A 12342-nucleotide genomic window follows, 5' to 3' on the forward strand; every position below is an offset into this window, starting at 1 on the left:
TTCTACGCGCCTGCGAGGCTACGCCGCCCCTCGTGCGGCCCCGGTGAGGCCGACTGATCCTGCGCAATGCGGCTGCCATCCCCGTGCGCCACGCTGTGGCTGGAAGCCCCTGCCACAAAGCCGGAAGATGGGGCCTGCACACCGGGTTTCCAATGTCTTGACGCCCCTGTCCCATCCGGCCCACTAGCCTGCCCCAGCAAGGAGTTCCCATGACCATCCATGTCGGCGACCGCATTCCGGAAGTGACCCTCAAGCGCATCCGCGAGGGCATTGAAACGCTTGATACGCATTCGTTGTTCGATGCGCGCAAGGTGGTGCTGTTCGCCGTGCCCGGCGCGTTCACCCCGACGTGCTCGGCACGTCACCTTCCCGGCTACGTCGAAAAGTTCGAGGCCTTCCGCCAGCGCGGCATCGACGTCTACTGCATGGCCGTCAACGACCCGTTCGTGATGAAGGCCTGGGCCGCCGACCAGAGCGTGCCCGACGGCCTTCTGATGCTGTCCGACGGCAATGCCGAGCTGACCCGCGCCCTGGGTCTGGAGCTTGATGCGAGCGCGTCGGGCATGGGAATCCGCTCGCGTCGTTTTGCCCTGTACGTCGACGACGGCGTAGTTCGAGAGGCCTGGGTTGAACAGCCCGGCCAGTTCGAAGTGTCTTCGGCCGAGTACGTGCTGGAGCATCTCCCCACCTGATTCCCCACCGCAGAAGGAAACGGCCAGCCATGTCCAGCAAGCCAGCCAAAGCCAGCAAGCCCGCCGCGAACGTTCCTGGCATCAGCGATCGCGCAACCCTGCGCGAGCGCGCCCGGCGCAACCTCGAAGACGGCGCGATCACAGACAGCTACAGCGCTGACCGCGAGGTGGTGATCAAGCTGCTCAACGACGCACTGGCCACCGAGTACGTCTGCGTTCTGCGCTACTACCGGCACTACTTCATGGCCAAGGGCATGCTGGCCGACGCGGTCAAGGCCGAGTTCCTGGAACATGCACAGCAGGAACAGGCGCACGCCGGCAAGCTGGCCGAGCGCATCGTCCAGCTGGGCGGCGAGCCGGATCTCAACCCGGATACGCTGACCGCGCGTTCGCACGCCGAATACAAGGAAGGCAGCGACCTGCGCGACATGGTGCGCGAGAACCTGGTGGCCGAGCGCATCGCCATCGACAGCTATCGCGAGATGATCAACTTCATCGGCGACCGCGATACCACCACCAAGCGCATCCTTGAAGAGATCCTGGCGCAGGAGGAAGAGCACGCCGACGAGTTCGCCGACCTGCTGGATGGGTGGATCGGGGAATAGCGGCCCCGCATACGCCTTGGCAGATGCCCACCCTGGTGGGCGCATTCATCGCGTGCCAACCAGGGTTGGCACCTACCGCAGGACGTTGAACCTTACCTGTGTCCACGCGCCATCTGCCGCCAGCGCGGTCAAGGTGTGCGCGCCCGGCTCGGCGAACTCGCGCTGCATCAGCTGCGCACCGCGCGTCTGCGCGATCCAGCGTCCATCGAGCAACCAGTCCACCGCCTGCTCGCTGCCCAGCGCGCGCAGCTGCAGGCGTACGCCATGTTCCGAATTCGGCGCGCGCGCCAGCGTGGCGCCATCGTTGAGCCCATCGATGTGCAGCGCAACGCTGGCCTCGCGGCCATCATCACGGCAGTCCGGCGACAGCGCCGGCAGCTGCGAGGCTTCGCGCGTGGCCTTGGACAGCCACGGCGACAGCAACGCTGGCCAGCGCGCGATCTCGCGCGCGACTTCTTCGTGCGGCAAGCGGCAATCGGCTGACACGCGCAGACCGGTACGCGCATCGGCAAGGTAGCGCTGCCGACCCGGTTGCCAGCGCCGTGCCTCGCGTTCGGGGAAGGTCGGTGGTGCCGCGCCTTCCAGCAGATAGGCTGGCATCAGCCGCTGGCAGAGCGCAGCAGGCAGGCCTTCGGCACGCTCACCGGTCGGCCAGCAGATGTCTTCCTGGCTGACGCTGGCCGGCATCGGTGCAGCGGCCGAGTCACCGCGCTGGCGCGGCAGGCTGTCCACCACCTCGAACATCAGCGGCAGCGCGGTCACCGCGCCGTACTGGCCCGGTAGGGGTGTGCCGTCCGGCCGGCCCACCCACACGCCCACGGTGTAGTGGCGGGTGCTGCCGATCGCCCACGCATCGCGGTACCCGTAACTGGTGCCGGTCTTCCACGCCACGCGCGGGCGGCCACCGACATCGAACGTCCCGACGCTATACCCCGGCCGCGGATTCGATTCCAGCATCTCGCGCACGATCCAGCTGGCGCCCGGCGAGGCCAGGCGCCGCTCGATCATCGGTTCGTCATCGGTGTAGCGCACGCGCCCGGCGATGCCGTTGCGGTTGAGCGCGGCGAACGCACCGACCAGATCTTCCAGCCGCGCACCGGTGCCGCCCAGGATCAGCGACAGGTTGGGCGTGCTGCCCGGCGGGAAGCGCAGCTGGATGCCGGAGTGCGACAGGCGCGCAGCAAAGCGCGCCGGACCGACCCGCTGCAACAGGTCCACCGAGGGCACGTTGAGTGACAGCCGCAGCGCGCTGGAGGCGCCGATCGGTCCATTGAAGGCCATGTCGAAGTTGCCGGGGCGGTAGCTGCCGAAACTCTGCGGCGCATCGACCAGCAGGCTTTCCGAATGGATCAGGCCATCGTCCAGCGCCATTGCATACAGGAACGGCTTGAGCGTGGAACCCGGCGAGCGCCAGGCCTGCACCATGTCCACGTGGCCGAGCCGCTGGCGGTCACCGAACGCCAGCGTGCCGACATAGGCACGCGCCTGCAGGGTCTGGTTGTCGACCACAAGCAGGGCCGCCGAAGTGCGCTCGGGCAGCGTGGAAAAGTAGCTGGCCACGCGTTCTTCCAGGGTGCGCTGCAGGCCGATGTCGATACTGCTCTGGATGCGTGCCTGGCCCGGATGCGCCGAGTGCAGGCGCTGTGCCAGCAACGCGGCATGCAGCGGCGGCCGCAGCGAGCGTGCGACCACGTTCTCGATGCGCGCATCTTCCACTTCTTCCGCTGTCCACGCGCCCAGCTCGGCCATGCGTGACAGCACCTTGTCGCGTGCCTTCTGCGCCGCTTCCGGATGGCGGTCCGGGCGCAGCCGGCTCGGCGCCTGCGGCAGCACCGCCAGCAACGCGGCCTCGGCATGCGACAGCTGCGCCGCCGGCTTGCCCAGGTAGGCCCAGCTGGCCGCTTCCACGCCCTCGATGGTGCCGCCGTAGGGTGCGCGCTCCAGGTACAGGGCCAGGATCTGCTGCTTGCTCAGGTGCACTTCCAGCTGCACCGCACGCAGCATCTGCTTGAGCTTGCCCCAGGGCGTGCGCGTATGCGGATCGAGGATGCGTGCGACCTGCATGGTCAAGGTCGAGCCACCGGACACGATGCGACCACCCCGCAGCAGCTGGCCACTGGCACGCAGGATCGCCAGCGGGTTGATGCCCGGATGGCGCCAGAACCAGCGGTCTTCGTAGGTCAGCAGCGCCTGCAGGTACAGCGGCGAGACGCTGTCGGTCGATGCCGGATAACGCCACACGCCCTCGGCGTCGGCGAACGCACGCAGCGGCGTGCCATCGGCAGCCACCACCAGGGTGCTGGTATCGCGTTGCTTCGGCAGAGGCGGCGGGAAGACGAAATCCAGCACCAGCAGCAGTGCCAGCGTGGCGGCCATACCCCAGCGCAGCCACGGCCACAGTGGCTGCAGCCGGCGGCGCAGGGCTGCCAGCCGGGTCGTCATCGTGTTCTTCATTGCAGCGTGCCGCATTGGAGCTTGCCAGCTGGACGGGCCGCACCGTCGCGGCCCGTCCGCGCGGTCACGGCTGTACCACCGTGATCGTGGTCGGGTTGCTGCGGCCGACGCCGCGCAGCTGCGGCCGGTACATGTCCTCCACCAGCGGCGGCGGCACCGAGTAGGTACCCGGGGTCACCGCGCGCACCAGGTAGAACACGTTGGCCTTGCTGCCACGCGAGAGCTTCAGCGCGGCCACGTAGCGGTCGTCGCGGAATTCCTCGTGCTTGGTATCGGCCGCTTCACCCCGGTCGCTGATGGTGATGCCATCGACCACCACGTCGGCCCACTGCTTGGCATCGCCCAGGTTCAAGTTCTCGATCTCCAGGCCGGCCGGCAGCAGGTCGGTCAGCAGTGCATCGGGCATCGTGGTGTCAGCGGTGACGGTGACGCGCACGATCAGGGCTTCGCCTTCCTTCAGCGGCCGCGGCGACCACGGCTTGCCATCGGTGCCGTAGTAGCTGCGCTCGACGCCCAGCACGCTGTTATCCGGTGCCGGCGCGCTGCGCGGGATACCGGCCACGTCGATGCTGGCGAACATCGGCGGCTGGCCCTGTGGGGTGAAGCGCACGCCGCTGGCGAGTTCATTTGCACTGAAGTTGCGGCCGAACAGCTTGCGTTCGCCGATGGCTTCGGTGTTGCCACCGATCACCAGTTCACCGGCCACCAGCGCCTTCTGGTTGGCAGCAAGCGCCTTGCCAAGGCGGGCAATCGCTACCTGTTCCTGCGTGCTCAGCCACATCCAGCCGGCATTGCGGCGCGCATCCAGGCCACGGCCGAGGTCAACCGCACGCGCATCCCAGGCCGGCTTGGCCAGCTTGTTTTCGTGGGTCAGCGCGATCATCAGCGCGTCATCACGGATCGCACTGCCGTAGTCGCCGAAGTACGACGGGCGTTCGCTGCTGGACTTGGCGAAGGCCGCCGCCAGCGCGGCCTGGCCGCGCTTGGCATCACCCTGCAACGACAGCGCCACACCCAGGTGGACCAGCGACAGGCCGCCGACCGCCTTGCTGCGCTCGTTGTCGTACAGCGTGCGCAGGGTACCCAGCGGCGCACGGTTGACCCGGGCCAGCACGTAGCCCGAGTACGCCTGGTTGGCGAACTTCAGCTTCTCGCGGTCGTCCTGCCCATAGAACTGGTTGCCACCGGACAGCAGATCCTCGCTGAGGCGGTTGAGCGCCTTCTGCAGCACGTTGTCGGGCACCGCAAAACCGGCGTCCTTGGCATCGAGCAGGAACTCGGTGATGTACGGGGTCAGCCATGGGTTCACGTAGCCGTCGTCACCCCACATCGAGAAGTTGCCATTGGCCACCTGCATCGACGCCAGGCGGCCAAACGCACCTTCCATGCGCTCGCGGCGGGTCTTGGCATCCAGCCCGTCGGCACCGAGCATCGACGAAGTGGCCTGGTCCAGGATCAGCGCGGCGTAGCCCTTGCTGGTGGTCTGCTCGGCACAGCCATACGGGTAGTTCAATGCACCCTGCAGCGCACTGGCGAACGGGATCGGCGGCAGCGGGCTGACCAGCAGGCGGGCATTCACCGACTCGGCCATCAGGCCATCGGTCAGGCTGTTATCGAGGCTGACCGCGGCCAACGGATCAAGCGTGCGCACCTGCGAACGCAGCACCTGCGGCCACGCCGCACGCACCGGCAGGTCGTAACGGCGATCGGCCTTGAAGCCGTTGCCGTCCACCCGCACCCGCACCTTGGCCACGCTGTGGCCCTCGCGTGCCGAAAGCGGGAAGCTCAACGTGGTCTTGGCGTCGGCATTCAACTGCACGCTGCGGCTGCCTTCGCCCAGGTTCAGCGGGCCCTCGCTTTCCACCTTCACGTTGAACTGGCCCGGCTTGCCGGTGAAGTTCTGCACATCCAGGGTCACGGTGCTGCGGTCGCCCGGGGCGAGCACGCGCGGCATGCTGGCTTCAGCCAGGATCGGCGCGCGCACCACGGTTTCCACGTCGCGCTTGCCGTACTGGTCATCGCTGTAGACCAGTGCCGACACCCGCAGGGTACCGTTGAAGTCCGGCACCTTCAGGCGGATGCGGGCGATACCCTTGGCATCGAGCTGCACCGGGCCAGAGAACAGGTCCACGGTCTGCACGCGCGCGGTCGGGCGCTTGGCCTGCGGCAACGCCTGCAGCGCCATGTCGCCACCGAACTTCAGCTTGCCGGCACCGCCGTCAAAGCTCTCGATCACCCGGCTGTAGATGTCGTAGGCATCGATGCCGAGACGACGCTGGGCGAAGAAGTGCGCACCGGCGTCGGGCACCGGGAAGCGGGTGATGTTGAGGATGCCCACGTCCACCGCCGAGACCGTGACGTGCGCCATTTTGCCGGCCAGCTGCGGTGCGCTGACCGTCACCGGCAGGTCCTGTTCCGGTCGCATCTGCTTGGGCGCTGCCAGGCCGACGGCCACGGTGCGGCCCTTGCGGTCCATCGGTACGTGCACCACGCCCACCGCACGGGCCGGGGTGATCTTGCTCGGCGCACTGCCGCCGCGGAACACCAGCGCGGTGATGTAGACGTCGTGGCGCTCCCAGTCAGCAGTGACCGGAATCTTGAAGGTCGAACCCGGCTTGGCGTCGATGTCCTGCACGTACAGCATGCGATCGGTCTCGACCATCAGGATGCCCTTGCCGGCGTGCGGCGGGGTCACCGTCACCTCAAGCGTGTCGCCTGCCTTGTAGCCGGTCTTGTCCAGGCCCAGCTTGATCTTGTCAGGGCGCGCGTCCAGGCCGCGGTTGTCATCACCCCAGCTCCAGCCGGCGCGGAAGGGGTAACGGCTGGTCAGGCCGGTGGACGGGTCGAACACGTCCACCCGGTACTCGCCCCACTCCACCGGGAAATCGAAGGCGACCGCACTGCTGCCGGCATCGACGGTGCGGGTTTCCTTGTTCTCGAAACGGCGGGTGAAATCGTAGTCCCAGCGGTTGTCGTTGAAGGTCCAGTGGTAGTCGCGCAGCTCGCGCACCAGAGTGATCTTCAGGCCCTTGGCCGGCTGCGGCGTACCAGCAGCATCCACGCGCATCAATTCGAAGCGCGCGTTGCCGTTGGAATCGGCACCGTCCTCCGGGTTGAACAGCGGGCGTACACCGACCAGGGCGTTGGCCGGCCACATCACCCGCTTCAGGGTACGGGTGACCGTGCGGCCACCGGTTTCATACAGGCTGCCGGACAGCACCACGGCAATCGGCGCCTTGGCCTTGGCTGCCTCTTCCGGCAACGCGACGTCCTCACGCAGCTGGCCGTTGCCAGGCAGCGTGGTGTCGATCACGTCCTTGGCCTCGCGCGGCAGCTGCAGGGTCGGGTCACCGAAGAAATAGCCCGGCAGGCCCTCCACCGGCGTCTGTTCGGCGGCCACCGCCATGCGTGCGGTGAAGCGGTTGCCATCGGCCGGTGCCCCGTACAGATAGGCACCATTGGCCTGCAGGCGCAGGTCCTCACCCGGCTTCAGCGTCTTCTGCGCGCTGTCCAGGTCCAGCTTCATGCGCTCGGGCAGGAACTCCTCGATGCGCAGGGTCATGCCCTGGATCGCTTCCTTGCTGGCCGGGTCGGCGCGGAACTCGACCTGCCAGCGCCCAGTCGGCGCCTCGGCGGGGATCACCTGCTCGAAGTTGATGTAGCCCTGGTCACCCGGCTGCAGGCGGGTCTCGCGGAAGGTCTTGCCGTCGGGCTGCTTCAGGCGCAGGAACACCGGCTGGGCCTTGACCGGCTTGCCGTCGTTGTCGCGCAGCAGCGCGGACAGGCGCACGGTCTCGCCCGGGCGGTACAGGTCGCGGCCGGACCAGGCGTAGACGTCGAACCACGCATTGTCACGGCCGGCCACGGCGAATTCGCTCAGATCCAGCGCCGGCTGGTTGAACGGCAGGAAGCTGGTGTCCTTGCCAGTGCTGGCGACCAGCACATGGGTCGCATCCAGGGTGTAGTTCAGCAGCGCATTGCCATTGCCGTCGGTGCTGCCCTTGAGCACCACCTCGCCCTTGGCATCCAGCACGCGCAGGTCGATGCCCTTCAGCGGCGCGCCGTCCTTCAGGCCGGCGGTGTGGACGAACAGCTTGTCCTTGTAGGCACGGGTATGCAGGCCGATGTCGCTGACCGAGAAGAACGCGGTATCGAATTCGCCTTCGTAGTCGCCGGTGCGCTTGAGCAGGGCGAAGTACAGGCCCGGCTCCTGCAGTTCCTTGATGTCCTGGGTCGGCAGGTAGGTCAGCACCCGCTCGTTCTTCTTGCCCCCCAGGATGAAGCGGTTGACGTAGACCGGCTCTGCCAGCTTGTTGATCGGGCTGCGCTCGTAGTCGCTGCTCAGCTCCCAGCTGCCGCGGCGGCCGCCGCGCTGGTACTGGCTGAAGAAGGTCGGCAGGTCCTTCTCGCGCACGCGCAGGAACTCGACATCGACCTCCGGCACGTTCACCGAGACCACCGGCAGGCCGCGGCTGTCCTTGGCCGGCAGCACGCTGCCCTGCGAGGCGAAACCGACCACCGGCTTCAGCTCGCCGCTGAACACCTTCTGCTTCAGTTCCTTGCCCAGGCGGCTGCCATCGGCGGCCAGCAGGTCCGGCGAGACCACCAGGCTGAACTCCTTGCCGGCCTCGACGAACGGGTAGCGCAGGGTCAGGCCGTCATCGGACAGCGTCCAACTGCTGTCGTCGGTGCCGACCTTCTCCTCGAAGCGCACCAGCTTGTCGAAATCCTGGGTACCGACCAGCGGGCGCGAGAACTCCAGCGCCAGCGACAGGCCGTCATTCTTCTGGTCCGGGTAGGCACGCAGCAGGGTGAATTCCTTCACCTGCTCGGCCTTGGTGGTGATCGCCTCACCACTGGCCTTGGGCAGCTGCCCGCTGTCATTGCGGCAGCCGGCCAGCCCCAGCAACAGGCCTCCTGCCAGTACCGCCGCCGCCCATCCCCACCGCTTCCGCCGTGCCGGACCGCTCATGTCGTCACTCCTTGATCGAGGCGGCCATTATAGGCAGGCCGCGTCAAGGTGTTGACGCGATTTCGGCAATTGCCCCAGGCGCGGGTAGTGCCGGCCGCTGGCCGGCAACCGGCATGGCAGGTTGGATGGAATTGCCGGCCAGCGGCCGGCACTACCGATCGCCCTAGCCCGGCAGGTACAGGTCCACGTAGTCGGTCACCGGCATTGCCGCCAGGGCCACCGGGTCCAGCGATGCGGCCAGGATGCGCTGCTGCTGGCTGGTCGGGAAGCGGTGGGCCAGGTGCCGGCGGAACTTGTCCATCAGCAGCGGAATGCCTTCCTCGCGACGGCGGGCATGGCCGAGCGGGTGCTCCACCAGCACCTCGGGCAGCTCGGTGCCATCGGTGAAGCGCACGCTCAGGCCGTTGGCGATGCTGCGCTTGTCCGGGTCCAGATAATCGGCGCTGAGCTGCGGGTCTTCATGGCAGGTCATCTTCGCGCGCAGCGCATCGATGCGCGGATCGGCGGCAACGTCGTCCTCGTAATCCTCGGCCGTCAACCGCCCGTGCAGCAGCGCGATGGCGACCATGTACTGCACGCAGTGGTCGCGGTCGGCCGGGTTATGCAGTGGGCCCTGCTTGTCGATGATGCGGATGCAGGCTTCCTGGGTCCGGATCGCGATGTGCGCGATGTCCTCGACCCGCCGCCCCATCGCACGCAACTGCTGGTGCAGCATGACCGCGGCCTCCACTGCGGTCTGGCCGTGGAACTCGGCCGGGTAGCTGATCTTGAACAGCACGTTCTCCATCACATAGCTGCCCAGCGGTCGCCCCAGCGTCAGTGCCTGACCGCGCATGGACACGGCCTCGAAGCCCCAGGTTGGCGCGCTGAGCACGCTGGGATAGCCCATCTCACCACTGGCCGCCATCAAGGCCAGGCGCACGCCACGGCTGGTCGCATCGCCGGCCGCCCAGCTCTTGCGCGAGCCGGTGTTGGGTGCGTGCCGGTAGGTGCGCAGCGCTTGGCCATCGACCCAGGCCAGTGACAGCGCATTGAGCATGCGCTCGCGGTCCAGCCCGAGCAGTTGGGCGACCACGGCCGTGGTGGCCACCTTGACCAGCACCACGTGGTCCAGCCCGACCCGGTTGAAGGAGTTCTGCAGCGCCAGCACGCCCTGGATCTCGTGCGCCTTGATCATCGCCAGCAGCACGTCGTGCACGGTCGGCGGCGGGCGGCGCAGGGCCTGCGCGTTGCGCCCCAGCCAGTCGCAAACAGCCAAGATGCCGCCGAGATTGTCGGAAGGATGGCCCCACTCGGCAGCCAGCCAGGTGTCGTTGAAATCCAGCCAGCGCACCATTGCGCCGAGATTGAAGGCGGCCTGCACCGGGTCCAGCACGTAGTGCGTGCCCGGCACGCGCGCGCCGTTGACCACGCTGATGCCCGGCACCAGTGGACCGAGCAGCTTGCTGCAGGCCGGGAAAGAAAGTGCCTCCAGTCCGCACCCAAGCGTATCGAGCAGGCAGTGGTGCGCGGTCTGGAACGCCAGCGGTGAGTCGATGCGTGCGTCGCGCACGTAATCGACGATGTCCACCAGCAGCGCATCCCACGCTGCACGCTCGTTGGATGGGGTGTGGCTGTCGGACATCGTCGATCTCCTCTTCAGAAGCAGGCCAGGCCGCGCCTCCCGGTAATCGCCCACCTAGGTTGGCGCTGGACCGTACCCGGGCGGTGCCAATGCAATGCCAACCAAGGTTGGCATCCACCAGAGCATGTGATGCCGGCGCCGTTCGGCTGGTTACTCGACCGGTACCCGCACCTTGCCTTCCATCAATACGCGGGCGCTGCGGCTCATGATGGCCTTGGTCACCGTCCACTGGCCATCAACGAGTGCCGCCTGCGCACCCACGCGCAACGTTCCGGACGGATGGCCGAACGTCACCGCTTCGCGTTCGCCGCCGCCGGCGGCGCGATTGACCAGCGTGCCCGGAATCGCCGCGGCGGTACCGATCGCTACGGCGGCGGTACCCATCATCGCGTGGTGCAGCTTGCCCATCGACAACGCGCGCGCATGCAGGTCGATCGCCGAGGCCGGGATGGCCTTGCCACTGGACGACACATAGTCCTGAGCCGGTGCAACGAACGCCACCTTCGGCGTGTGCTGGCGCGTCGCCGCGTCCTCCAGGTTCTTGATCAGACCCATGCGCAAGGCGCCGTAGGCGCGGATCTTCTCGAAGCGCTCCAGCGCTCCCTTGTCCTCGTTGATCGCCGGTTGCAGCTCGATACCGGTGTAGCCGAGGTCGGCGGCGTTGAGGAAGATGGTCGGGATGCCGGCGGTGATCATGGTCACCTCGAAGCTGCCCACGCCGGGCACGTCCAATGTATCGACCAGATTGCCGGTCGGGAACATCGCGCCCGCATCACCGTCATCGGACGGATCGATGAATTCCAGCTGGATCTCGGCCGCCGGGAAGGTCACGCCATCCAGCTCGAAATCGCCGGTCTCCTGCACTTCGCCATCGCGCATCGGCACATGGGCGATGATGGTCTTGCCGATGTTGGCCTGCCAGATGCGTACGGTGCACAGGCCATCGCGCGGCACCCGGGCCGGATCGATCAGCCCATGGGCGATCGCAAACGGACCCACCGCGGTGCTGAGGTTGCCGCAATTGCCGCTCCAGTCGACGAAGGCGGTATCGATCGAGACCTGGCCGTACAGGTAGTCCACATCGTGGTCCGGCACAGAAGCAGTGGAGATGATCACGCACTTGCTAGTGCTGGAGGTGGCGCCGCCCATGCCGTCAGTCTGCTTGCCATACGGATCGGGCGAGCCGATCACGCGCATCAGCAGCGCATCGCGTGCTGCGCCCGGCACCCGCGCGGCCTCGGGCAGGTCCTGCAGGCGGAAGAACACACCCTTGCTGGTGCCACCGCGCATGTAGGTAGCGGGAATACGGAGTTGCGGGAGGAAGGTCATGGATCAGTATCCTGGATGCGACGAACCAATATCGGGGTTGAGCTTCTCGTCTTCGAACAGTGCTTCCATGCCCCGCGAAGCATTCCAGATGCGCACGATGGAAACGTGCGCAGGTAGCTCCACGTAGTAGACCAGGTAGCCGTCGAAGCGACGAACCGGATGAAAACGCAATGGCGCTGGCAGCGAGGGCAACAGATCCGCATGCAGTGCGGAACCAGCACCCGGGTGGGCCTCGATCAGCTTGACGACGGATTCCACCGCATCGATGAAGCCGATTTCCAGCACTTCTCCGCCCTGATCTGCATACCAAGCTGCTGCCTGGTCAAGATCTCGAACCGCTGCAGGGGACCAGTGCGAAGGTTTCACTTGCGGTTCCGTGCACGCTCACGGAGCTTGTCAAAGTGATCCGGCGCCAGAGGCGCCGAAGGTCCCGACGCCAGCCCCTCGGCAATCAGCTGCTTGAGCAGCTCTTCAGCCTTGCTGCGCTGGCGCTGGCGGATCAGGTCACGCACATAGTCCGACGTACTGGAGTAGCCGCCTTCGCGCACTTCTTCGTCCACGAACTGCTTGAGCGGATCGGTCAGCGAAATGTTCATGGTGGCCATGAAACCCTCCTTTGGCGGTTTTTGCCAAGCCAGTGTGCGCCCTGCCCTGGGGTCGGACAAG

At 66.9% G+C, this 12342-nt stretch carries 8 protein-coding genes; 2 read left to right on the top strand and 6 right to left on the bottom strand.

Going from position 1 to position 12342, the window contains the following annotated elements; all coding sequences use genetic code 11:
• Positions 1 to 209 precede the first annotated feature (209 nt).
• Together CKW06_RS17895 and CKW06_RS17900 are read left to right on the top strand one after the other, a co-directional pair.
• On the top strand, positions 210 to 692 hold the full coding sequence (locus CKW06_RS17895) for a peroxiredoxin (protein WP_005410646.1): 483 nt from the start codon (positions 210 to 212) through the stop codon (positions 690 to 692).
• Positions 693 to 721: 29 nt separating this feature from the next.
• Positions 722 to 1297 carry a ferritin-like domain-containing protein gene (locus CKW06_RS17900; protein ID WP_005410647.1) on the top strand — a complete coding sequence of 192 codons (576 nt, stop codon included), beginning with the start codon at positions 722 to 724 and terminating at the stop codon, positions 1295 to 1297.
• 72 nt (positions 1298 to 1369) lie between these two features.
• On the opposite strand, the gene pbpC is transcribed toward CKW06_RS17900, so the two are convergent.
• From pbpC to CKW06_RS17930, 6 genes are all read right to left on the bottom strand, one after another.
• Complete coding sequence (gene pbpC, locus CKW06_RS17905; protein ID WP_024956936.1) at positions 1370 to 3751, bottom strand: penicillin-binding protein 1C; 2382 nt, start codon at positions 3749 to 3751, stop codon at positions 1370 to 1372.
• 64 nt (positions 3752 to 3815) lie between these two features.
• Positions 3816 to 8723: an alpha-2-macroglobulin family protein gene (locus CKW06_RS17910; protein WP_024956935.1), complete on the bottom strand. Its 4908-nt coding sequence runs from the start codon at positions 8721 to 8723 to the stop codon at positions 3816 to 3818.
• 163 nt (positions 8724 to 8886) lie between these two features.
• On the bottom strand, positions 8887 to 10347 hold the full coding sequence (locus CKW06_RS17915) for a bifunctional 2-methylcitrate dehydratase/aconitate hydratase (RefSeq protein WP_024956934.1): 1461 nt from the start codon (positions 10345 to 10347) through the stop codon (positions 8887 to 8889).
• A gap of 150 nt (positions 10348 to 10497) precedes the next feature.
• Positions 10498 to 11676 (bottom strand): 2-methylaconitate cis-trans isomerase PrpF, encoded by a 1179-nt coding sequence (gene prpF / locus CKW06_RS17920; RefSeq protein ID WP_024956933.1) that lies wholly within the window; start codon positions 11674 to 11676, stop codon positions 10498 to 10500.
• Positions 11677 to 11679: 3 nt separating this feature from the next.
• Positions 11680 to 12042 (bottom strand): type II toxin-antitoxin system RelE/ParE family toxin, encoded by a 363-nt coding sequence (locus CKW06_RS17925; RefSeq protein WP_024956932.1) that lies wholly within the window; start codon positions 12040 to 12042, stop codon positions 11680 to 11682.
• Positions 12039 to 12281 (bottom strand): type II toxin-antitoxin system ParD family antitoxin, encoded by a 243-nt coding sequence (locus CKW06_RS17930; protein ID WP_005410653.1) that lies wholly within the window; start codon positions 12279 to 12281, stop codon positions 12039 to 12041. Before CKW06_RS17930 ends, CKW06_RS17925 begins: the two co-directional genes overlap by 4 nt.
• Between the last annotated feature and the right edge of the window lie 61 nt (positions 12282 to 12342).

Origin of the sequence: Stenotrophomonas maltophilia, from assembly GCF_900186865.1 — a bacterium.
Lineage (GTDB): Bacteria > Pseudomonadota > Gammaproteobacteria > Xanthomonadales > Xanthomonadaceae > Stenotrophomonas > Stenotrophomonas maltophilia.

Excerpts from the sequence above, each read along its gene's own strand:
- CKW06_RS17895 (WP_005410646.1), top strand. The coding sequence starts at position 210 with ATGACCATCCATGTCGGCGACCGCATTCCGGAAGTGACCCTCAAGCGC.
- CKW06_RS17900 (WP_005410647.1), top strand. The coding sequence starts at position 722 with ATGTCCAGCAAGCCAGCCAAAGCCAGCAAGCCCGCCGCGAACGTTCCT.
- pbpC (WP_024956936.1), bottom strand. The coding sequence starts at position 3,751 with ATGAAGAACACGATGACGACCCGGCTGGCAGCCCTGCGCCGCCGGCTG.
- CKW06_RS17910 (WP_024956935.1), bottom strand. The coding sequence starts at position 8,723 with ATGAGCGGTCCGGCACGGCGGAAGCGGTGGGGATGGGCGGCGGCGGTA.
- CKW06_RS17915 (WP_024956934.1), bottom strand. The coding sequence starts at position 10,347 with ATGTCCGACAGCCACACCCCATCCAACGAGCGTGCAGCGTGGGATGCG.
- prpF (WP_024956933.1), bottom strand. The coding sequence starts at position 11,676 with ATGACCTTCCTCCCGCAACTCCGTATTCCCGCTACCTACATGCGCGGT.
- CKW06_RS17930 (WP_005410653.1), bottom strand. The coding sequence starts at position 12,281 with ATGGCCACCATGAACATTTCGCTGACCGATCCGCTCAAGCAGTTCGTG.